We start from the raw sequence: 21,856 nt of genomic DNA, 5'->3' as shown, positions 1-21,856 counted from the left end.
AGTGATAAGTGCGGAATTTATAGGTGAATTTTAGATTTCTTCACCCCAAACCAGCGATTATTACAGAATTTTATACACAAAATAGATTTCCAATGTACTTTCTTTATAAAAAGCGATGCAATTATCATTTGTAATAATTTTTTAAGCGATGAATCATGTACTTTGATGTAAAGTCGAACAATTTAGTTATGTAAGTGGTTATAAGTTAAGTGTTTAATTCATTTTCTAGTTGTTTTTTCGGATCAAAATCTCAAATACGGATGTAACACCCGCCCCCTTCCTTGAAACATTTTTGTATAAACATCAAACAATTCATTTCCGTTCTCTATCCATATTTCTCTATAACCCCATAATTGCACGGTGTTCGATTATATGTATAATTGCGTCGTTGAATCAGCATATAAGGTGAGAAAATGAACTCCATGCGCTTAATTCTAAAAAATCGATTACTCACTCTCTTGTCCATCAATTACATTGCTATTTTAGCCTTCTCTATGATTAGCCCAGCCTCTTGGGCTGTTTGGACAGCAGAAATTATTCCTGTGGTACTCGCATTTCTTCTTATTGTTTTGACCTACCAAAAATTCCAATTTAGTAACACGGCATACCTATTCATGTTTGTTTGGCTATTCATGCACACCATAGGGGCAAAATATACCTTTGCAGAAGTCCCGTTCGATTGGTTTAACAACCTAATTGGATCGGAGCGTAATCATTACGATCGCGTGGCACACTACTCTATCGGATTTTGGGCTTACCCAATTGCTGAGTACTTGTATAGAAAAGGTCACGCCTCTCTTGTCATCTCATCTTTATTTGGCTTGTTTGCAATAATGAGCGTGGCTGCGGCTTATGAGATTATTGAGTGGTGGTATGCCGATCTAGCGGGCGGGGATGAGGGGATTGCGTTTTTAGGCTCACAAGGTGACATATGGGATGCACAACGTGACATGCTGTGCGACACCTTAGGTGCAGTAACTGCTTTAGGGGTATTCTTATATAAATACAAGAGCCTCGAGAGCTCTATTGCGGTCAACAGAGTTTAGCCAAGGGTATTATTTTTCACCCATTCTAAATAGTCAGGTAAACCAGATTCGATTGGAAGCTGTACAATTTGCGGAACATCATAATTGTGCAGCTTCTTGATGGTATTCTCGATTCTTTTATACAGTTTGGATTGAGTTTTAATTATCAGCAGTTGCTCGTCATCTTGGCACACCTTGTCGTCCCATACATAGTAGCTCTCGATAGGCATCACTTGGATACAAGCGGATAATCTTTCGGAAAGTAAGCCATTGATGACCTTTCGCTTAACCACATCATTGTTGACGGTGCTAAGTACAATACAAAATTCAGAGTCAGACATTTAGGCGTTTTCCTTCTAAAAATTTTACGTTATTCTTTTTTTGAGTGGCAAATGACCAACCATTGTTTTTCAAACATCTTATTTTGCAAAAACTTTACCGCCAATCATCTTGTTCGCAGAGACACCTCGAATGATGGTTTGGCGTGCAAATTCTATCCCACAACTGGGACATGTACATGACTTGTCCGTGTAGTCTTCAACTATCCTTTCGATAAAACATTTTACAAGGGATCCCTTCCCACCCTTTCGATATTTGTAGAGCTTTGTTCGGCATTTTGAACAAAAAACATCAACCGTTTTTGTTGGTTGCTTTTTATTGGGTTTCGCCACGATACTCTCACTTAAAATTGGTTAGAATAGGCGTGAAGCAGTACAGCTTCGGTGACACTTGTTGCTGAGATTTTCACTAGTCTCGAGAAAAAAGTGTCAGCCCAATTCCCCCAAGTACTAAAACAGAAGATACTGCAAACCAAAACGTTATCGCTTCTCCTACAAACACAAGACCTCCAAAAGCAGCAATTACTGGCACAGAAAGCTGTACTACACCGGCCTGAAGACCTGAAAGCTCCTTAACCGCCAGATACCATATTGCGTATCCAACACCTGAGGCAACACTTCCAGACAGTACTGCATAAACGACACCCTCTTGGGTTGTACCACTCCAATCAATAATCCAAGGTAATACAAGAAATATTGGAATTGACGCCCCTATAAAATTGAGCTGAGTTGAAATAAGTGGTGTTTGGCTGCTTTTACCGTGCAGAGTATACCATCCCCAACATATGCCAGATATCGCCATGAGTGACGCGCTAGTGAAATCTGGCTGAGTAGCACTTGGAAGAAGTAAAATGATTAAACCTGCAAAAGAAACGATCATTCCCACCAGTGCTAGAAAACGCATTTTTATGCCTTGGACGAGTGACGTAAAGATAATGGTAAGTTGAACTAACCCAAACAATATAAGCGCACCACTTCCGGTTGAAAGGTCAATATAGGCGTATGAAAAAGTAATGGCATAACCGAAAAGAAGAAGGCTACCTTTGATACTGAATTCGTTTGAAAGTAATGAAGAACGTCTGGTTTTGTTGCTCAGCATAACCAATACAAACAGTGTAATTGCACCAGAAATGAGCCGTATAGAAGTAAAAGTGCCTGGGTCAATCTTTCCATCTGCTAGTGCAAGCCTACAGAGCACCGAATTGCCCGCAAAGGCGGTCATAGCAAAAAGTATATAAAGTTGGGTTCGTATTGAAGGCATCAAGCTAATCCATTCATCATGATTAACCTCATCATCGCCTCGTTACAATTATAAAACCAGCCTATTTTCGCTGGTTTTATAATCATATGGAATATACACAATTAACCCAATACACGTGATACAGTGAAAGGCTATCTTTGTAACACTCTGAATAACGACGTTAATGAAGATCTTAAATAGACCTTACTTCGATACATCTGGCATAACAGTATCTGGCTTCACCCAGACGTTACTAAAGTCAAACCACCCTAGTGCATTAGTTTTTGCGTTTTGAAGTGAGCCACATTGATCTTTGCTTAACCCTAACCAGCCATGAAACATTGGAATAACGACTTGGCTTTCTACTAACTCTTTTCCCAATTGTTTTGCGGGAAATGCGCTATCGGGTTCTGCGCGCCAAGTATTAATTAATGATCGCCATTTTTCGAACTGCTCGGGCTTGCACATATTATGGATGTCACCGTAACTTAAAAACCAACCTAACAATCCATCGTCTCTATTTGTGCTAATCCCCATTGGTTTTATCCAAACATCAATGTCTTTCATACACTCAGGTTCTACATCGTATCGAATGTATTCAACGGTCAATCCGTCTTTTTTAAGCAACTCCTCAATGGCTTTAGCGTACATTTTAAAACCAGGGTGGAAACAGTGATATGCCACTTTCACAACAGTGCCTTTGGAAGGGACGGGTTCTGGAGGCGCTGGGTGACAGTGGAACCAACCAGGCTTTAATCCATGCGCATGTAAGAGCCCTTGCTCAACAATCTTATCTTTCGGCATAAGTTCGAATACGTTGAAACAGTTTAAACGTGAACAAAAATAGTTTGCCCATCGCTTATCTTTCGCTAACCCGTTCTTTAAATTTAACAATAGATAGGTACAACCGGGGTCAAGTTCTACATCTTCATGATCGCGATGAGCCGGCTTAGTTGGGTGCTGAAGGCTTGGATAAACAAGTGTTGAATAGGTTTCGTCAATTACCCAAACCTCGACCTTATCGATAAGCGGTCTAAATCCAAAATACCCATCAAAAGCTTCCAAAACTAACCGTTTATCATCATTAAGTAGTACCCTATATGGACCAGTGCCAATTGGCATACGATCCATTTGATCGTCTGGTAGTTGATTCGAAGGCAGTATTTTGGCTTTGGTTTCGGTAAGTAGTAACGGCAGGTGCCAGTCTGGCATGGAAAGATGGATATCAACAACGTAGGCGGACACCTCTTCTACCTTGTCAATATGATCAAACATCGAACAACGCGCTGAATGTGACAGGCTTTGTACAACATCCTGCGACGTGAGCAAATTCCCATTATGACAACGGACACCCGGGCGAATGTAAAAACGCCAATGTTTCGCAGTGATCATTTCCCAATCGTGCGCCAGATCACCTTGAACCTGTTCGTTTTCATCAAGCTTAGTTAGCCCTGAAAATACCTGCCTAATAATATGCTGTTCGGAACGACGTGTAGGTTTATGGGGGTTTAGCATTTTCAGTGCGCGGTAATACGGTAATCGCACCACCTGCTGACCTTCTTGATGTTGTAGCCCTAGGTAATCTTGTATTACTTGGGTTAACCGTGTGGCATCGCGCTCCAAAACATTAAGAGCTTGACCTATTTTCCCTTCTTCTAAATAGCGCTTGGCTAAGTTTTCACTCACGTCTTGTTTGTTTCTCCGGAAAAGGAGCTGAGAAAGCTTCCCCCTACCAGCTGCAGGGTGCCACTCTATCCAACCTTCTTCTGCAAGCTTATTCAGTACAATTCGTGCGTTTCGGCGAGTACAAAACAATATTTCGGTGATATCTTCTAATTGAACGTTACTGTCGGTTCCATTGTAATGCTCGAATAACGTTTCAAACTGGCTTCGAAGGCGTGGGCTACTCATAATGGGGAAAACTCTCCAAGAAGAAAGAACAACAGATTTCCTTATTTTATCATTGCACTCACCAAAGCACTACATCAAGAAAGCCCGACTGTATTCAGTAATTTCGATAATCATCAATTACTGAATATGGATCCCAATATGCTTCGAAAGTTCCATAAGTTGCTCGTCATTATCAAGTTTTACGGACCACTTTGTTTCTGAACTATTAGAAGTTATGACATTGGCACCTTTGCCTATAAGTGTAATCGCATCAACTTGAGAGTGCAGCGTGGTACGGTGATCGCCATCAATCTTGACAACAATTTCGTGAAGTGTCGCTATTACTTTTCCGCTTTTAAAGGTGATAACCATTAAACCAAGCCTTTTCGAGTTTTTACTGCAATCGTTAAACGGCTGGTACAAATTAAACGGTCTTGCTCATCAACCAAATTTATTTGCCAAACCTGTGTTGAGATCCCTAAGTGCAATGGATTTGCTGTCCCTGTTACCGTTCCCTTTCGCATGGCACGTACATGGTTGGCGTTAATATCTAAACCGACACAATAGCGTTCATCATCAACCGCAAAGTTAGCCGCAATAGAACCAAGCGATTCTGCTAATACAACAGACGCGCCACCATGAAGCATGCCAAATGGCTGGTGAGTAATGGAACTTACTGGCATAGTCGCACTGATAGTGCTCCCAGTGATCTCGGTATATACAATATTCAAATGTTCCATTAGCGTGTTTTTAGACGACGCATTTAAAATGTCGAGACTGATGTCTTTCTTCCATATACTTTCTTGTTGTGTCATTCAAATTGTCCTGCTTGAAGTGATATAATTTAAAAAATCAGAAAAATAAACATGGAGCCCGTTTATGATGTTAAAACGGATTGCTATCGCTTTAACTACTGCAACGATGATCGCATCTTGCACTACTTCACCTACTGGTCGTGATCAACTGCTTCTCTTTTCTTCAAATGATATGGCTAATTTAGGCGCTAGTTCATTCGAACAGATGAAAGAAAAAGAAAAGATTAGCGATAATAGCAAAATAAACGCGTATGTACGGTGCGTTACCGACTCCATAACCAAATCTATCCCCCCTCAACCCAACTTCAAGGAGTGGGAGGTCGTTGTATTCGAGAGCGATCAAGTTAATGCATTTGCGTTACCTGGTGGGAAAATTGGCGTCTACACTGGGTTACTCAAAGTAGCTAAAAACCAAGACCAACTTGCAACCGTTATTGGGCACGAAATAGCACACGTCCTAGCTGACCATGGTAATGAACGATTGTCTAGCTCGCAGCTAGCTAATGCAGGCTTGAAATTAACAAACATCAGTCTACAAAATTCAGAGTACCAAAGCTTAGCAATGGGTGTGCTAGGCGTTGGTGTTCAGTATGGGGTTTTAATGCCTTATGGTAGAAGCCAAGAGTCTGAAGCCGACATACTGGGGCTAGACCTAATGGCGAAAGCCGGATTTGACCCTTACCAAAGTGTTGAGCTCTGGAAGAATATGGCCGTTGCTTCTGGCGGGAGTAATCCACCGGAGTTGCTTTCAACCCACCCGTCGAATTCTACTAGGATCACTAATCTTTCAAATCGAATCAAAACACTCACTGGTACGATCAGTAACAAACCAAACTGCAGTTAACTCATTGATACAACGAGTAATAAAACTCTTTTATCGCTCGTTAATTAACCCATTGACTCAATTATGTTAATTGAGTCACATATGTGTTTGTAATTTTTAAAATCCCTAGTAGTAATCCTTTCTTGCGTCGCATAAAATCCCACTCACCTCTCATTTCATACTAATGATTTAAACAACTGTTTAACAAATCGGAAACATATCTCTAAGATTAACCATAGCCAAAATGGCTATTCCCACTCATATAAATACAAGTCTTACCCAAGGGGACCAAGGATGAAAATTAAGCACTGCTCTCTGCTTACAATATCCATATTGTTTGCGTGTAATGTAAATGCAGCCGGATTCCAGGTTGCTGAGCACTCCGCTTCTGGTTTAGGGCGCGCATTTTCTGGTGAGGCTGCAGTAGCCGATAACGCCAGCGTACTTGCACGTAACCCAGCAGCGATGACACTTTTTGAAAAAGCTCAAGCCTCTGGTGCAATTTCTATTGTCGACCCTGAAGTCGATGTGAATGACGTAACCAACAATCAATATTCCAAAGATGTTGCTCCAATGCAGTTTGTCCCTGCTTCTTATTACATCAGCCCAATCGATGATAAGTGGGCTTGGGGTGTAGGTCTTTTTACAACTTATGGTGTGGGTACGGATTATCCAGACACGATCGCAGCTGGCGATATGGCAGGTAACACTTCTCTTGCTTCTGTTAATCTAAATCCGAATATTGCCTACCGCGTTAACGACAACTTCAGTGTAGGTGCAGGTGTAAACCTAGTTTATGCCATAGCAGAATTGGATCGCCACATGGGTGCATTAGCACCATTTTTCAGTGGTTCCCCTTCTGACAAACTGATTTCAATGGAAGGTACAACATTCGCGTTTGGCTGGAACATAGGGGCACTCTATGAACTGGATGAGAACAATCGATTTGGAATGGGTTACCGTTCTTCCGTAAACCTTGATTTCGATGACGGCAAGTTTACTGATCATGGCGGAACGATCGTTTCCGATACGTCAAAAAGCTCAGTGACAGGTCAATTAAAAATTGAATTGCCTGACATTTTTGAACTTTCTGGATTTCATCAATTGAATGAACAATGGGGCGTCCACTACAGCTGGCAACGTACCATGTGGAATAAATTTAAAGAGCTCCGCGCTACGAGCGCTGATTGCGACCTCAAAGACGGTGTTTGCTTCTTGAAAGAAGAAGACTATGCAGATAACAACCGCTATTCAGTAGGTGCAACCTATGCGCTAGATTCTGACTGGACGCTTCGCGCTGGATTAGCGTTTGATGAGCAAGCTGGAAAAACTACACTGAGTATTCCTGATTCGGATCGTACATGGTACTCCGCAGGCGTGACATACGCTTATTCTTCCAACATTACCTTCGATGCAGGTTTTGCACTCGTACAAAGTAAGAGTGGAACATTTAAAGAGACAAATGCAGTTGGACAACAATTCACATTTGATAGTAAAGGCAGTGCTTACATCTCTGCGCTACAAGTTAACTACACATTCAATTAATCGAGGAATATCAGATGTCTAAGAAATTCTCAATTAGCTTGCTTGCGTCTGCAATAATCCTTGCTGGATGTGGCAACGACAACAAAGTTACAGGCGATTCAACAATAAACTTGGAATCGTACTTAACAGAATCAATAAATCGCGCAACAACCATCAAATTTACGTTACAAGGGAAAAATGCAAGTGTTCCTTTGCCGACGAACTTGCTCTTCAATGCAAATGATGGAACATTAAACATCCCTAGTGGCGGTGACTCTGCGATCACGAACCCCAAAGTAGGAATGAGCTACGCTGACGGCTTTTCCATCACCATGCCCATAGCGATCACTTTAGATGGTGTTGGATTTAATGATGGTTCTGTGACTCAAGGGGTCAAGCTATACACTCTAACTAAGAAACTGACCGAGTCTGGTGTTGCTGTTGCGACTGAGTTAGCGCTAGGTACAGACTTTGCAGTTGTAACTTCTGGTAAGCAGTTAGTTATCGTTCCATTAGTACCATTTAAAGAAAAAACAGAGTACCTATTTACAATTACTGATGATGTGGTTGATAAAGATGGTAATGCGATAGGTACATCTCAAAGCTATGCATCTCTGAAAACATCAAATGTGACTTATGAAACGGGAAGTTTGGCCTCAGCTCAACAGTTGATTAAAGGTCAAGAATTGCTAGCACTTTCTCAAGGAACAGATACCAAAAAGATTGTTTATTCCTCATGGTTCACCACACAGTCTGTTGGTGATTCCATCACACCTACAATTTCACTTATAGGTCAAAACCTTTCAGATATTGGTGCAAAGTGGAAAGATGGTGCAAACCCTAACAGCGTTGATTTATCCACTGCCTATACTATGGACTTAAGTGCAACTGCTACAGACTTTGCAGCTTCACTCAATGCCGATGACAACTTTGTCAAGTATGTGGCAGACGACGCAACAGATGCGGCCAATAAGCGCGCTGCAATTATATCGAACTACACCGCGAGTTCTGTCAATGTTACTAAGGGGACAATTAAGCTCCCATACTTTTTGGAAAACTCAGCTTCAAAATATGGAAATACACCATTTGAATCTGCCACTCCAAGCTTAGCGATCGTTTTAAATGCCTTACAAGATGATGATTTAAAGGGTGTTGTAGGTGCTCAGTTAGTCGCAAAATCAATAGACCCTACCAAACTTCTGACTGACCAAGCTGAACAAGCTAAATTGTTTGGTATCGAGTTGAAAAAGCCAGATGGTACAGCACTAGACCCAACTCGCAAAATCACTCAATACTCACCTTTCCCTAAAATTAAGTCTTTAGAGAGTGTTCCATTCCTGCTGTTTACGCCTGCTAGTGGCACGATTAATGGCTTAGTGATTTATCATCATGGTATTACTTCCGCAAAAGAGAACGCCTATAGCTTTGCCGCAAATACAGTGAGTAACGGCGTTGCCAATTTAGCTGTTTTAGCTATTGATCACCCTATTCATGGCGAACGTTCAATTAGCGATACCATATCTGCAAACGCAAGTGCTTTAAATTACCTCAATCTTGGCGCTTTACCAGTAGCAAGAGATAACATGCGTCAAAGTATTTTGGACGTTGCAGGTGTTCGAGCTGCGCTAACCAAGACATTTTCTGGCGGTGGTTTTACAAACACTGAACTCAGCCCGTACAACCCGACGACAAACTCTCCTAAATTTATGGGGCATTCTTTAGGGGGTATTACTGGTTTTTCTGCTGTTTCAGCGCTCAATGAACAGCCAACAGCACTGGCAACCGTATTCAGTATTGGTGCAGGTGCATATCCAAATGCTGGCGGTCAGATAGCGGAATTACTGTTTGGTTCTAAACATTTTTCGCCGCTAATTAAACACAACCTCGCCCTACAGTCGAGTGATATTTACAAGGCTCATTACGCTTCGTCCTGTACAACACTTGCTGCAGACAAAATTGGGGATTGCTACACAAGCTTTACCGATTCAACAGAAATCGCTAAGTTAACTTCTGAAACATTCTTACCTTTTAAGTATGCAGCACAGACTGTTGTAGATACCGTTGACCCATATGCAATCGCAGATAGCTTCACTAACGTCGCGTCGACACCTACTTTGATCTACCAAGCAAAAGACGACGACACAGTTCCTAATAGCGTGGCAGGGTTAGTCCCTGGGGTGACGTTTGCAGGTACTACACCATTGGCGAATAAACTATCTTTAACTGCAGTAACTAATACTAATTCAGGTGCGCAAACCGGCAATAAGCACCTCGTTCAGTACAATGCAACAGCAAAACACAGTACGGTTATTGCTCCGCAAACAGCTTCAGGCAACTCATTTGCAGATTTGGCCCATTATTCCGAGATGCAAACAGGTCTCGTTGACTTTTTCCTAGACAATGCTTTAGGTAATGTTAACAACACCAATAGCGTTCTTGAATAATCTTGAGTCTAGCTAACATTCATAAAAGAGCCTTCGGGCTCTTTTTTTATACCTATTAAATATGAAAAGAAAGATTGACGTAAGAAATAGAAATATCGGGACATTAATAGCATCAATGCCCTTTTAATCGTAAGGATAAAATGCATAATACACCCCACTTATTCCTACAAAGGTAAGACCTTAATGTCTACTGAATCTACTCTGATAGAGCGTTGTGGTTCACAGTGCGAATTGTGTGCATCTCAAGCGCCTCTGCAGCCTTATATTGTTGCCCCACACTCCATGGTAACCGTTGACCATGCCATCATGCTTTGCGGAACATGCTTAAACGAAATTGAAGAGCCAAAAGATATTAATCACTGGCGCTGCTTGAACGACAGCATGTGGAGCCCTGTTGCTCCAGTGCAAGTTACGGCTTGGCGTCAGTTAAAGCGTTTATCAGCAGAAAGCTGGGCACAAGATGCACTAGACATGATTTACTTAGAAGATGACGTGGCGAAGTGGGCAGAGATAGGAATGGATGACGACGCTGAAAAACCACGCGACGTTAATGGTGTAGAACTCAAAAAAGGTGACGACGTAACAGTCATCAAGGACCTACCAATTAAAGGTTCTAGCCAAGTCATTAAACAAGGTACAGTCGTTCGTGGTATTGGGTTAACCGATGACCCTAAACATATTCAAGGCAAAGCGAATGGTCAGGCAATGTTTATCATTGCCGAATACTGCCGTAAAAAGTGATAGTAAGTTTGTATTTGCCATAAAAAAATGCCAGCTTAATAAGCTGGCATTTTTACTTGCGAAAAGTGTTAGCGATAAAGTCCGATATCGCGCTGTAGGTAAGATGAAAGTTGACCAACATTGTGCTTTGGTTCTGCTTTGCTTTCTACAAACAAGATATCCAACAAATGAGCAATCAATCCTTTGATATTTAACGCATAGGTCTTTGATTCCATAGACCCTGGAGCAGCTACTGTTTCAATGTGCATTACCTGTGCCATGATTGCCTCACAAATTATTCTGTTTTCTCGATAACTCAGATAATATTCGTATTCCAAAAATTCAAAAAATGACTTTTATTAGAAATTCGGATTAGATTTACTAATGAAACAAGCCATTAACATAACCTGCTTTAGTAAACTAATTATAGTGACTTTTTATTCAAACAAGTCTTTTAAACTGGCACTTACTTAGAATATATATTCACAAGCATAATTAGAATTTACAAATAGAGAACATGGATATTTTTCATTTATTTGGAATTACCATTAGATATTCATTCTCACCATTTATTTCATCGAGCTTCTTATCCATCCTGCATATTACTCTAAGGAATTAAATACCGCATATGCAGCATTTTTTATATGCATGGCTCATGTCGTCATCATCGCCAATGTTCTTTGATTTTTCATTACATTACCCAGTTATGTGCTAAGCATCTAAAATATAATATTTAGTTTTATTTAATCATCTATAATAAACCTTTCTATGCTAGAGAATTAAATTTAACAAAAAGCTCATATCAACCTTACTGTTACACACTGTTACACAGAGCATCTCTAATAAACGTACGTTGTTTCAAACACTTAACATAGCAACCTGATACTACATAACATTATGAGTTAATTACGTATTTCTTTTATTCGATAACAGAATAAAATCAACGCCCATTTTTAAAATGTTTCGATGTGCAATCAATGGAGTACACATGCTTAACCGCCTATTAAATCGACTTAATGTATCAGCAAAAATACAGCTGATTATCATTGTCGCTAGTCTCATAATTTTTGGCGCAAAGCTATTTTCCGCATTGAACCTAAAAGATCAGATGATTAACGAAAGAAAGCAAGCTGCTGAATCTTTGGTTCAGAGCGGTATTAGCCAAGTTAATCAAATTGAAAAACTCGTCATTCAGGGAAAGCTTTCATTGGAAGAAGGTTGATCTGCTCCAGCAAGACTGGACACTTCATTAAGCGACATTTTGCTGTTCAAAGTTAACTGGGCTTAGATACCCAAGAGCACTGTGCCTTCTCATCCGATTATAATCAACCTCAATGTACTCGAAGACCGTTTGGCGCATCTCATTTCTTGTCATGATCGGTTCGTATTGGATCGCCTCGACTTTCATAGAATGGAAGAAGCTCTCAACACACGCATTATCCCAACAGTTTCCTTTTCTACTCATACTTTGTTTTAGGTTATAAGCACTTATTATGTCCCTATAGTCTTTTGAGCAATACTGGCTACCTCGATCACTATGGACAGTAACATGCTCAGGGAACCCTCGACGGAACAGAGCCATTGATAATGCATCGCAGACCAGAGTTGCCGTCATCCTCGTATCCATTGACCAACCGATCACTTGTCGTGAGTAAAGGTCGATGATGACAGCCAGATACAACCAGCCTTCGCTCGTGGCAAGATACGTGATATCTCCCGCCCATTTTTGATTCGGAGCCGTTGCGTTAAAGTCTTGAGCTAGCAAGTTCGGCGCTACGGGCATCTTATGCTTGCTATCCGTCGTACATTTAAACTTGCGTGCCGCTTTCGGCGTTAAATCCTGACGCTTCATACTGGCGGCAATGGTTTTAACATTACGGCTATCCCCATTCTCAGCTAGCTCTTTCTGGATGCGCCTTGAGCCATCACGCCCCTTACTATTGTCAAAAGCTTTTTTGACTTTTTCATCAAGCTTTTGGCGTATTGCCTCACGCTGGATGGTACTTGTGGCGATGCTTAATCCAGTAATAGAACCCACTTCGTGAAACTTCGAACACCTTAGCCATGCGGACCACATTGAAACACAGAAGGTGTTCTAGCATAAATTCATAGCAATCTACTTTAGATTTTTCGCGAAGTAGGTGGCGGCCTTTTTTACGATATCTAGCTCTTCAGCTTGCTCAGCCAATTGCCTTTTGAGCTTGGCGACTTCGGCAGCGAGATCTCTTTCACGCTGACTGGTACTGGTGTCTTTTTTAATTGCCTTACGCCAACCGTAGATCTGGGATTCATGCAACCCGAGCTGCCTCGCTGCCGCAGCAACTCCCACTTTCTCTGATAGCTTCAAAGCTTCTGCCTTAAATTCAGGGGAATGTTTAATTCTAGTTTTTTTGTTAGTTGTCATTGTTCACCTCGTTAGTGATTGTACTCACTTAACTTGGTGTCCAAAACTGTTGGGGCGGATCAGGTCAAGCCAGAGCGATAGATCTGATCAACACAAAGCGATATGGAAGTAGCGGCTATTTTTGGCTTAATGATATAGAAGGTGTAATGGTCACACACCCAATTAAGCCTGAGCTCAACGGCAAGAATATGGTCAGACACAACACTGCTTATATCTCAAAAGCGTTTCGACAATTTGTCGATACTGCTCGTACAGAAGGCAGTGGTTTTGTTGCTTACGATTGGCCAAAGCCAGGTAGTAGCGAATTAGAAAAGAAAGTTTCTTTTGTTGGAAAGTCCAATCAGTGGAATTGGGTGTTAGGAACAGGTGTCTATTTTACTGATGTTGAACAAGCATTCGAAGATGAATTGGTGACTACGTTAGTTCATACGTTTATTTTTGTTGTCGCTCTTGTTATTTTCTCAAGCCTAATTGCTCAAAACATATTAAAACCATTAAATAAACTTACCCGAACCATGTCTCTTATTGCTGATGACAAAGACTTGTCTATTGTTATGAAAAACAAAGGCAAAGATGAGCTAGCCACAATGGCAACTGCCTTCAATAAGATGAATACTAATCTTCGTGATGTCGTGGTAAATATCCATGGAAACACTGATTCATTAGCCTCTCAGGCTGAAGAGCTGTCGAGTGTGACGCATCAAATACAGTCGGGTATTCGAGATCAAAAAGAGCAGACACTTGCAGTGGCTAACCGAGTAGAGCAACTTACTCTCTCAGCAGATTTAGTATCAGAAAAAGTAGAAGTCGCATTACTTACTACCAGAGAGTCGACCGATACGATTGCAAGTGGTACCCAAAGCGTTCATGAAAACCTCGATGTCATTCAAGGCGTTGCAGAAGAGGTACAAGCCACCGTAAAAATAGCGGAAAACTTGGAAGCATCCTCCAACGAAATTGGTGACATTCTTGATGTCATTAAGCAAATTGCAGAACAAACAAACCTATTGGCGCTGAATGCAGCCATTGAAGCTGCAAGAGCTGGTGAACAAGGTCGTGGTTTTGCAGTTGTCGCTGATGAAGTTAGAACGCTCGCCCAACGTACACAAGAATCTACAGGAAATATCCAGCGTATTATCTCTGACCTGCAAACGGGCGTACAGCACACAGTCAACTCTTTAGAGAACTGCCAACATAAAGCAGAGCTAGGGATAGAAAAAGCGACGAACTGTGGTGATGCATTAACTAGCGTACAAGCGTCAATTAAAACACTGGCTGAAATGTCTACCGACATCGCGAACTCAGCAGAGGATCAAAGACATCAGATACTCAGTATTGGAAACAGCATATCCAGTATTTCCGAGGTCGCTGAACAGACGGAAATTGGAACCAGTCATACATCTCAATCCAGTGAGCAGCTCAGCGTTATGGCGCAGCGCTTAAATGGGCTAGTAAACGCGTTTAAGGTGTAGATTTTTCTTATTCTATCTAAAGGGAGCACTCGCTCCTTTTTTTATTTATATAGAGTTTGATATCTGTCGCTCAGACGCCTTGCAAGATCTTGCGGGAACTTGTTTCGTGCAATGGAGGACGTAACTAAAACAATATCAATATTCGGTAACTTGGGTAACCAAGGTAATTCTAACTTATTAACGCCCTCGCCTATGCTTTTAGAAGCCATTGCCCCCAACGCTAGCCCCTTTCTGACGATGCTTCTTTGAGCCACCGCGCTTCCACAACTGGATATTATTTGAAATGGGATATCAAGCTTTATAAGTCCTTCTGTCGCCGCGTGATAAAACTTACAGTCTTTTTGAAATAGAGCCAGTGGTAAGGGTTTTTGTTCCAATATCTTGTCGTTGTCTCCGATAAACCAGATTCCAATGTCATTGGAAAGTAGATACCCTTCTTCACTGTTAGGTAGCCTAGTAACAATACCAACATCAAGCCGCCCACTATCAAGCATGATCCGCACACGGTTACTTGGAGCACAAGTGATTTGTAAGTCTAAACTGTCAAACTCCTCATGCAGTAGACTCACTAAGTTTGGTAAAATGGAATCTGCATAATCGTCTGGGCAACCCAAGCGAATTACAGTTTGAGTTTGCTGGTTCTTTATTTCGCTAACCGTTTCATCGTGTAACTGGAGGATATTTCGTGCATATAAAGCTAATCTCTGACCGTCACCAGTTAACGCTAAGTTCCTCCCCTCTTTAACAAACAAAGGCTTATCAAGTTCACTTTCAAGCTTTTTCATTTGCATGCTGATTGCCGATTGGGTTTTGAATGTCTGTTTTGCCGCTCTCGTGAAACTACCGGTATCGACAAATGCCAAAAAGCTTCGCAGTGCCTCAATGTCCATATCTAATCCTATTTAGTACGACTCTTCACATATTCTCTTATGAGTAATGCTCAAATCACCCATTCATTATTCGAATACAATCTATAAAAACTACGAATTAGTTTCGTTCGCTACTTTTCATTAACTTTAAATGAACTTCATCCACAAGGAAATGCGAATGCTGTTAGTTATCGGAAATAAAAATTACTCAACCTGGTCGTTACGCGCATGGCTAATGCTTTATAAATCAGAGGTTAAATTCGAAGATAATCTACTTCAACTTGATACACCTGAGTTTTATACAAAGATAAAAAAATTCAGCCCTGCACAAAAAGTACCTACCTTAGTTGATGGCGATCTAACGGTTTGGGATTCTCTCGCTATCTGTGAATACATCAATGATTCTTATATGTCGGGTACAGCCTGGCCTGATGACACAGCACAAAAAGCGAAAGCAAGGTCACTCGCATCAGAAATGCATTCAGGTTTTGTGGCATTAAGGAATGAAATGCCAATGAATATTCGAGCGAGAAGATGCATTCACCTTTCGCAAGAAGCCAAAGCCGACATAGCTAGAATAGATCAAATATGGTCTGAACAATTTAGAGCCTTTGGAAATAAAGGAGGTTGGTTGTTTGGACGCTGGAGTATTGCCGACGCTATGTATGCGCCCGTCGCACTTAGATTCCAAACATACGGTATTGAGCTATCACCAGAGGCTCAGGCTTATCAAGAGCATGTTATGAACTGTGATGCGACAAAAAAATGGATAGAAGATGCACTAAAAGAAGAAGAGATCGTTAACAAGGATGAAGCTGGAACGTCGGTGCTTTAACGAATTAGGGTAATAAATATAATTACGGCTGAGCAATAGAATTAATCCGAAAATCTCACTAATTGAATATTAAAAAAGCAGGTCCAAGGACCTGCTTTCTTCTATTTTACGCTTCTACACTGCGTGTGCGAGGGGCTCTTTCGCCACGATGGCTTCCGCGGTGATCACCACCTCGGTTACGATCGAAGCGACGCTCGCCGCCTTCACGGTTTCCACGACCTTGACCACCTTCTCGGTTTCCGCGGCCACCCTCGCGATTTCCACGACCTTGACCGCCTTCACGGTTTCCGCGATAGCCGCCGCTACCACGGTGACCTTCACGACGTCCGCCTTCACGACGACCACGAGATTCGCGGAAATCATCAAAGTCACACACAACGGCACCAACTTCTTTCTGGCGAATACGCAGTTTGCGTAGTTTACCAGCAACTTCAGAAGTCATTGCTTTAGGAAGCTGTACGAAGGTATGACCTTGTGCAAGTTTGATTGCACCGATAGAACCTTTAGTCAAACCTAACTCGTTTGCTAGAGCGCCAACGATATCTTTAACCTGTACACCTTGCTCACGACCAACCTGAAGCTGGTAAGTGTCCCAGTCTTGGTTGTTATTGCCGTAACCACGTGCACCATCGCGACCACCTTCACGGCGCTCTTTACGACGTTTCTTATCACGCTCAATCGCTTCAATCATTGGATCTTCACCAATGTAGAACAGTGGGCGTTTGCCCTGTTGGCGCTTAAGAAGAATCGCTGCAAGTGTTGCAGCATCGATTTCTAGAGACTCTTGAAGTTTTTCAATCAAGTCGCCGAACTTGTCTAATGCTTTGTGCTCTTTTTCAGCAGCAAGTTCATTACCAAGTTTAACCAAACGCGCTTCTGCTACTTTGTCGCGAATAGGAAGTTGGATTTCTTCCATAGATGACTTAGTCACTCGCTCAATAGTGCGAAGCATACGGATTTGGTTAGTGCGAACAAGAAGAATCGCCTTACCTTTACGTCCAGCACGACCTGTACGACCGATGCGGTGGATGTATGACTCTACATCGAATGGGATGTCGTAGTTAAATACGTGAGTGATGCGTGGAACATCAAGACCACGTGCAACAACGTCAGTTGCAACTAAGATGTCAATAACACCTTGTTTGATGTGATCAACAGTACGTTCACGCTGAGACTGAGGAATGTCGCCATGCAAAGCCGCTGCTTTAAAGCCACGCGCAGACAACCAATCAGCTAAACGCTCAGTATCTTGACGAGTACGAACAAAGACAATTGAAGCGTCCGTTTCTTCTGTTTCAAGAAGGCGAGACATTGCTTCGTCTTTTTCAACACCTTTAACAACCCAGAATTGTTGTTCTACTTTATCAACGGTGTGGTTCTTACCTGCTACATCAATGTGCTCAGGGTTACGAAGGAAGCGCTCTACAATGTTTTTAAGCATCGGAGGCATAGTCGCAGAAAACAGTACGCGCTGCGCTGTTTCTGGCGCTTGTTCCATGATCCAAGTTACATCATCAACAAAGCCCATGTTTAACATTTCATCCGCTTCATCAAGAACGAACGTGTGGACTTCATCTAGGTGTAGACGATCACGGTTGATCAAATCTTGAACTCGACCAGGAGTACCGACAACAATGTGCGCACCCGACTTCAGTGCACGCATCTGATCAACGATGGATGCACCACCGTAAATCTCAAGAACTTTAAGTCCTTTAATGTTTTGACCCAGGTTCTTCATTTCAGCCGCTACCTGAATCGCAAGCTCACGAGTTGGGGCAAGAACAATTGCCTGTGGCTTACGCTGGTTTAAGTCAAGCTTATTAAGAAGAGGAAGAGAGAAAGCTGCAGTTTTACCCGTACCTGTCTGCGCTTTACCTAGAGCATCTTTTCCTTCAAGAAGATGAGGAATAGCTGCTGCTTGAATTGGAGTTGGAGAAACGAACCCCATACCTTCAAGTGAAGAAAGAATGGCGTCATTAAGTGCTAATTCACTAAACTGAATTACAGAATCTTGCATTGGGATCCCACTATATTAAAACAAAAACAAACGGTCCCACGTGCTCTACCAATTCCAATACCAATCCAGAAGGTATACTGACTCCGTTCAGATGCGGATAAGTAATAAAACGCATCAAGCCGCTAGGGACATCATTAAGGGAGACGGATTCTGCCTGAAAAGCACAAGAAATGCCAGAAAAAATTGAAATTCATCACATTTTTCATTGTTTTCCTCTTTTTTGGGTCATCAAATGGACATATTGCACACTTTTGCATCTTCGACCCTCTACTTTATAAAGCTTTCAACCCCACTAAATCAGGGGAAAATTTCGACTTTATCTAGCAATGCGGAAATTCAGACTATATAGTGAAGCGGATAATTAACAGCGACCAATAAAGATGTTTCAAGATAACCCGTTACTAGCTCAATTAAAGCAGCAAATAAAAGAAAACCTCCCAACTAAAGAAGGGACAATTAAAGCGACAGACAAAGGCTTTGGATTTTTAGAAGTAGATAGTAAGACTTCTTTCTTTATCCCACCTCCTTACATGAAAAAGTGTATGCATGGGGACAAAGTAGAAGCCATCATCCGAACAGAGAATGAAAAAGAAGTTGCAGAACCAGATAAACTGATAGAGCAGTCTTTGACTCGCTTTATCGGCAGAATTAAAATGTTCAAAGGTCGCTTAAACGTGACCCCAGACCATCCCCAACTAAAAAAGCTCTCATTAAAAGCAAAAGCCAAGAAAGGGCTAAACCCAGAAACCTTAAATGAAGGTGATTGGGTAGTGGCTCATTTGACACGCCATCCTCTTAATGGCGAAAACGGGTTCTTTGCCGAAATTTCAAAAAAAATCACCGACGCGAACGACAAGATAGCACCTTGGTGGGTAACCCTAGCCCAAAATGACCTGCCAAACAGTGAACCGGCTGGCATCGATAATTGGGAACTTAAAGACGATGCAGATCTTGAACGCGTCGATATGACAAACGTTCCTTTCGTTACGATTGATGGTGAATCAACGAAAGATATGGACGATGCGTTATATGCTAAGAAAAACGACAACGGTGGTTTTGACCTCACGATTGCAATAGCCGACCCAACAGCCTACATCACACCAGACGATGAAATGGATAAAGTCGCTAGAGACCGTGGATTCACGATTTACATGCCTGGCAGAAACATTCCAATGCTACCACGAGATTTAGCCGATGAACTTTGCTCTCTCTTGGAAGATGAAATCCGCCCTGCCCTTTGCTGCTCCGTCACAGTCGATAAAGATGGCGTTATCGGCGACGATATTCGATTCTTTGCTGCTAACATCAAATCGCATGCCCGCTTAGTCTACGACCACGTTTCAGATTGGTTAGAAACAGGTTCTTCAGACAATTGGGAACCTAGCGATGTTATTGCTGAAGTAGTAAAAGATTTGCATGAGTTTGCACTAGCACGCGCAGATTGGCGTGAAAAACATGCTGTTGTTTTTCCTGATCGCCCAGACTATCGGTTTGAATTAAGTGAAGACAACGACGTAATTGCAATACATGCTGATTCACGCCGTACCGCTAATCGCTTAGTTGAAGAGTCGATGATCACCGCAAATATTTGTGCGGGTAAAGCGCTTAAAGAACGTTTTGGTACGGGTGTATTCAATACGCATGCTGGTTTCAAAGAAGACAAATTGGCTGAAGCGTTAGAGCTTATCAACACCGACAACGCTGAACCATTTACCGCTGAAGAAGCGAAATCTCTAGAAGGATTCAGCAAAATCCGTCGTTGGTTGAGTAACCAAGATACGTCGTATTTAGATAATCGCATCCGAAAATATCAAGCATACAGTGAAATGGGTAACCAACCAGAAGCGCACTACGCCATGGGTTTGGATATTTACGCAACGTGGACTTCACCTATTCGTAAATACGGTGACATGATTAACCACCGTATGCTAAAAGCACTCATCCTTGGTAAGGAACCGGTACAAAAGCCCGATGATCAAGTTGGTGAAGAATTAGCGCTTCATCGCAAGCATCATAAAATTGCAGAACGCAATGTCGGTGATTGGTTATATGCACGTACGTTGATAGATGCACCTAAGAACAAAACCTGTTTCCAAGGTGAGATTTTTGACGTAAATAGAGCTGGCGCTCGTATCCGTATTTTGGAAAATGGTGCGTCTGCTTTTATACCGAGCTCACAAATTTTAGATAATAAAGAACGCATTGAATGTAACAGTGAACTCGGTCAAGTCATCATCGATAAGTCTGTTGAGTGGCAACTAGGTGATGTGCTTGAAATTATCTTGATCGATGTCAACCTTGAAAATCGTAACCTTGTCGCGAAACCAACTAAAGTTTTTGGAACAAACTAAACACTTCTCAAAGTTTATATAAAAAATAATCACTTAAGAGCTCTCTAAGAAAGGAGAGCTCTTTTTGTTTTCATTAAATAAAATGCGCATTTCAGTTAAAGCAACGCCTTATCAATTACTTACGTTAACAAACTTCTAGTTGTCTCATTAATTGGCATCAGTCATAATTCAGCTCAACTTTCCTTGATTTCAAAAACTCAATAGAAATAATTAAGTTACGGAAGAAACAAAAACAGAGAAGTGCTATGGCGAATGTAACCCTACAAAAGTTCAGCAATTTCCAACAACGAGATCGTGATAGATATCACGCCGCCAATCCAGTCATTTTTATGGTGATTGAAGGCAGCGCTTCATTCAAATTTCCCGATGGCGTTATTGGAAAGTTAAGCAGTGGAGAATTTACTTTATTGGATATCTCACTGCTGACTGATGTAAAAACGGATCTTGAGAATAACGCAATTAACGCAACAGCTATCCATTTGGATACTTCAATTTTACAAAGCATCAAAGCTGGCACTGAAGATTACGTCTTTGGTAAGCAAGAGAATTCCTTTGTTAAATTCGATTCTGATGATGTCGTCGCGCAATCCATCCAAGATTTGCTTATCGGTATTTTAGAAGAAGCAAAAGGACCAAACGAAACAGCAGAGTTTCTTGCTAGAGCGCTTGTGAGCGAGATGCTAAAAGTGAACCCAAGCCTTAGACGCTTGATTCACAACTCATTTGAGCTAAAAGTTAGCCAGCGAGTTATCCAGCATATTGAAAAAAATATTCAAAGCGAAATCTCGCTTGAAAGCGTTTCTCGCACACTAGGTATGTCTCCTGCGACGCTTAAGCGACGTTTGTCTGCTGAAGAGCTCTCGTTCTCGCACCTATTGAAGGAAAAGCGTATAAACTACGCAGCGAACCAACTGCGTGCTTCTCATGAGTCTATTTGCGAAATTGCTTTCCAAAGCGGCTTTAAAAGCGCTGCACACTTCAGTACTGCGTTTAAGAGCATTCAAGGTATGACGCCTAAAGAATTCCGCTCTCGCATTAACTGGAACCGTGAGGAACTCAGACACGCCACTATGTGAACCTAGTTCTCAT

19 protein-coding genes and 1 pseudogene are annotated in these 21,856 nt (G+C 41.7%); 10 read left to right on the top strand and 10 right to left on the bottom strand.

Translation table 11 applies throughout. The annotated features are described in order from the left end of the window. Window positions 1–413: 413 nt before the first annotated feature. Window positions 414–1,046, top strand: a complete 633-nt coding sequence (locus LDO37_RS23175; RefSeq protein WP_126607772.1) for a DUF2238 domain-containing protein — start codon at window positions 414–416, stop codon at window positions 1,044–1,046. On the opposite strand, the gene cutA is transcribed toward LDO37_RS23175, so the two are convergent. The 6 genes from cutA to LDO37_RS23145 form a co-directional block, all read right to left on the bottom strand. Then, the gene (gene cutA, locus LDO37_RS23170) at window positions 1,043–1,366 is read right to left on the bottom strand and encodes a divalent-cation tolerance protein CutA (protein ID WP_126607773.1); all 324 of its coding nucleotides are present in this window, start codon (window positions 1,364–1,366) and stop codon (window positions 1,043–1,045) included. The two genes, LDO37_RS23175 and cutA, sit on opposite strands and share 4 nt — an antisense overlap. Window positions 1,367–1,444: 78 nt before the next feature. Continuing rightward, window positions 1,445–1,696 carry a hypothetical protein gene (locus LDO37_RS23165; RefSeq protein ID WP_126607774.1) on the bottom strand — a complete coding sequence of 84 codons (252 nt, stop codon included), beginning with the start codon at window positions 1,694–1,696 and terminating at the stop codon, window positions 1,445–1,447. Between the two features lie 76 nt (window positions 1,697–1,772). Then, window positions 1,773–2,624: a DMT family transporter gene (locus tag LDO37_RS23160; protein ID WP_126607775.1), complete on the bottom strand. Its 852-nt coding sequence runs from the start codon at window positions 2,622–2,624 to the stop codon at window positions 1,773–1,775. 183 nt (window positions 2,625–2,807) lie between these two features. Beyond that, the gene (locus tag LDO37_RS23155; RefSeq protein ID WP_126607776.1) at window positions 2,808–4,514 is read right to left on the bottom strand and encodes an SgrR family transcriptional regulator; all 1,707 of its coding nucleotides are present in this window, start codon (window positions 4,512–4,514) and stop codon (window positions 2,808–2,810) included. Between the two features lie 117 nt (window positions 4,515–4,631). Then, the gene (locus LDO37_RS23150; RefSeq protein WP_126607777.1) at window positions 4,632–4,865 is read right to left on the bottom strand and encodes a DUF3389 domain-containing protein; all 234 of its coding nucleotides are present in this window, start codon (window positions 4,863–4,865) and stop codon (window positions 4,632–4,634) included. Further along, complete coding sequence (locus tag LDO37_RS23145; protein WP_126607778.1) at window positions 4,865–5,308, bottom strand: hotdog fold thioesterase; 444 nt, start codon at window positions 5,306–5,308, stop codon at window positions 4,865–4,867. The genes LDO37_RS23150 and LDO37_RS23145 overlap by 1 nt, the downstream gene beginning before the upstream one ends. A 64-nt stretch (window positions 5,309–5,372) precedes the next feature. Between LDO37_RS23145 and LDO37_RS23140 the strand changes: the two genes are divergently transcribed. From LDO37_RS23140 to LDO37_RS23125, 4 genes are all read left to right on the top strand, one after another. Beyond that, on the top strand, window positions 5,373–6,152 hold the full coding sequence (locus tag LDO37_RS23140; protein ID WP_126607779.1) for a M48 family metallopeptidase: 780 nt from the start codon (window positions 5,373–5,375) through the stop codon (window positions 6,150–6,152). 273 nt (window positions 6,153–6,425) lie between these two features. Beyond that, window positions 6,426–7,676: an outer membrane protein transport protein gene (locus LDO37_RS23135; RefSeq protein WP_126607780.1), complete on the top strand. Its 1,251-nt coding sequence runs from the start codon at window positions 6,426–6,428 to the stop codon at window positions 7,674–7,676. Window positions 7,677–7,690: 14 nt separating this feature from the next. Continuing rightward, on the top strand, window positions 7,691–10,099 hold the full coding sequence (locus tag LDO37_RS23130; RefSeq protein WP_126607781.1) for a VolA/Pla-1 family phospholipase: 2,409 nt from the start codon (window positions 7,691–7,693) through the stop codon (window positions 10,097–10,099). Window positions 10,100–10,282: 183 nt separating this feature from the next. Then, window positions 10,283–10,840, top strand: coding sequence for a PhnA domain-containing protein (locus tag LDO37_RS23125; RefSeq protein WP_126607782.1), 558 nt, complete (start codon window positions 10,283–10,285; stop codon window positions 10,838–10,840). Between the two features lie 68 nt (window positions 10,841–10,908). On the opposite strand, the gene LDO37_RS23120 is transcribed toward LDO37_RS23125, so the two are convergent. Next, on the bottom strand, window positions 10,909–11,100 hold the full coding sequence (locus LDO37_RS23120) for a hypothetical protein (RefSeq protein WP_224055908.1): 192 nt from the start codon (window positions 11,098–11,100) through the stop codon (window positions 10,909–10,911). Between the two features lie 707 nt (window positions 11,101–11,807). On the opposite strand from LDO37_RS23120, the gene LDO37_RS23115 reads away from it, so the two are divergent. Next, on the top strand, window positions 11,808–12,041 hold the full coding sequence (locus tag LDO37_RS23115) for a hypothetical protein (RefSeq protein WP_224055907.1): 234 nt from the start codon (window positions 11,808–11,810) through the stop codon (window positions 12,039–12,041). Window positions 12,042–12,071: 30 nt separating this feature from the next. Here the strand turns inward: LDO37_RS23115 and LDO37_RS23110 are convergent. Then, a pseudogene (locus LDO37_RS23110) lies at window positions 12,072–13,223 on the bottom strand (transposase); the annotation flags it as partial. A gap of 77 nt (window positions 13,224–13,300) precedes the next feature. Between LDO37_RS23110 and LDO37_RS23105 the strand changes: the two are divergent. Continuing rightward, on the top strand, window positions 13,301–14,695 hold the full coding sequence (locus LDO37_RS23105) for a methyl-accepting chemotaxis protein (protein ID WP_224055927.1): 1,395 nt from the start codon (window positions 13,301–13,303) through the stop codon (window positions 14,693–14,695). A gap of 41 nt (window positions 14,696–14,736) precedes the next feature. Here LDO37_RS23105 and LDO37_RS23100 read toward each other — a convergent pair whose 3' ends face one another. After that, window positions 14,737–15,585: a LysR family transcriptional regulator gene (locus LDO37_RS23100; protein WP_126606431.1), complete on the bottom strand. Its 849-nt coding sequence runs from the start codon at window positions 15,583–15,585 to the stop codon at window positions 14,737–14,739. A gap of 157 nt (window positions 15,586–15,742) precedes the next feature. Between LDO37_RS23100 and LDO37_RS23095 the strand changes: the two genes are divergently transcribed. Continuing rightward, window positions 15,743–16,399 (top strand): glutathione S-transferase family protein, encoded by a 657-nt coding sequence (locus tag LDO37_RS23095; RefSeq protein ID WP_126606432.1) that lies wholly within the window; start codon window positions 15,743–15,745, stop codon window positions 16,397–16,399. 106 nt (window positions 16,400–16,505) lie between these two features. Here the strand turns inward: LDO37_RS23095 and LDO37_RS23090 are convergent, their stop codons facing one another. After that, complete coding sequence (locus tag LDO37_RS23090; protein ID WP_101114455.1) at window positions 16,506–18,416, bottom strand: DEAD/DEAH box helicase; 1,911 nt, start codon at window positions 18,414–18,416, stop codon at window positions 16,506–16,508. Window positions 18,417–18,796: 380 nt separating this feature from the next. Between LDO37_RS23090 and rnb the strand changes: the two genes are divergently transcribed. Both rnb and LDO37_RS23080 read left to right on the top strand, forming a co-directional pair. Next, window positions 18,797–20,767 carry an exoribonuclease II gene (gene rnb / locus LDO37_RS23085; protein WP_126606433.1) on the top strand — a complete coding sequence of 657 codons (1,971 nt, stop codon included), beginning with the start codon at window positions 18,797–18,799 and terminating at the stop codon, window positions 20,765–20,767. 245 nt (window positions 20,768–21,012) lie between these two features. Beyond that, a complete protein-coding gene (locus LDO37_RS23080) occupies window positions 21,013–21,843 on the top strand; it encodes a helix-turn-helix domain-containing protein (protein WP_126606434.1) in 831 nt (276 codons plus the stop codon). Window positions 21,844–21,856: the final 13 nt, after the last annotated feature.

The sequence above is a fragment of the Vibrio penaeicida genome, assembly GCF_019977755.1.
GTDB lineage: Bacteria > Pseudomonadota > Gammaproteobacteria > Enterobacterales > Vibrionaceae > Vibrio > Vibrio penaeicida.
Note: the sequence above shows the minus strand (reverse complement) of the source record. Positions and strands in the feature narration are given on the sequence as shown.

Coding starts and splice junctions, on each gene's coding strand:
- LDO37_RS23095 (WP_126606432.1), top strand. CDS start 15,743: ATGCTGTTAGTTATCGGAAATAAAAATTACTCAACCTGGTCGTTACGC.
- LDO37_RS23160 (WP_126607775.1), bottom strand. CDS start 2,624: ATGCCTTCAATACGAACCCAACTTTATATACTTTTTGCTATGACCGCC.
- LDO37_RS23135 (WP_126607780.1), top strand. CDS start 6,426: ATGAAAATTAAGCACTGCTCTCTGCTTACAATATCCATATTGTTTGCG.
- LDO37_RS23175 (WP_126607772.1), top strand. CDS start 414: ATGAACTCCATGCGCTTAATTCTAAAAAATCGATTACTCACTCTCTTG.
- rnb (WP_126606433.1), top strand. CDS start 18,797: ATGTTTCAAGATAACCCGTTACTAGCTCAATTAAAGCAGCAAATAAAA.
- LDO37_RS23100 (WP_126606431.1), bottom strand. CDS start 15,585: ATGGACATTGAGGCACTGCGAAGCTTTTTGGCATTTGTCGATACCGGT.
- LDO37_RS23150 (WP_126607777.1), bottom strand. CDS start 4,865: ATGGTTATCACCTTTAAAAGCGGAAAAGTAATAGCGACACTTCACGAA.
- LDO37_RS23115 (WP_224055907.1), top strand. CDS start 11,808: ATGCTTAACCGCCTATTAAATCGACTTAATGTATCAGCAAAAATACAG.
- LDO37_RS23125 (WP_126607782.1), top strand. CDS start 10,283: ATGTCTACTGAATCTACTCTGATAGAGCGTTGTGGTTCACAGTGCGAA.
- LDO37_RS23120 (WP_224055908.1), bottom strand. CDS start 11,100: ATGGCACAGGTAATGCACATTGAAACAGTAGCTGCTCCAGGGTCTATG.
- LDO37_RS23080 (WP_126606434.1), top strand. CDS start 21,013: ATGGCGAATGTAACCCTACAAAAGTTCAGCAATTTCCAACAACGAGAT.
- LDO37_RS23130 (WP_126607781.1), top strand. CDS start 7,691: ATGTCTAAGAAATTCTCAATTAGCTTGCTTGCGTCTGCAATAATCCTT.
- LDO37_RS23090 (WP_101114455.1), bottom strand. CDS start 18,416: ATGCAAGATTCTGTAATTCAGTTTAGTGAATTAGCACTTAATGACGCC.
- LDO37_RS23145 (WP_126607778.1), bottom strand. CDS start 5,308: ATGACACAACAAGAAAGTATATGGAAGAAAGACATCAGTCTCGACATT.
- cutA (WP_126607773.1), bottom strand. CDS start 1,366: ATGTCTGACTCTGAATTTTGTATTGTACTTAGCACCGTCAACAATGAT.
- LDO37_RS23155 (WP_126607776.1), bottom strand. CDS start 4,514: ATGAGTAGCCCACGCCTTCGAAGCCAGTTTGAAACGTTATTCGAGCAT.
- LDO37_RS23140 (WP_126607779.1), top strand. CDS start 5,373: ATGATGTTAAAACGGATTGCTATCGCTTTAACTACTGCAACGATGATC.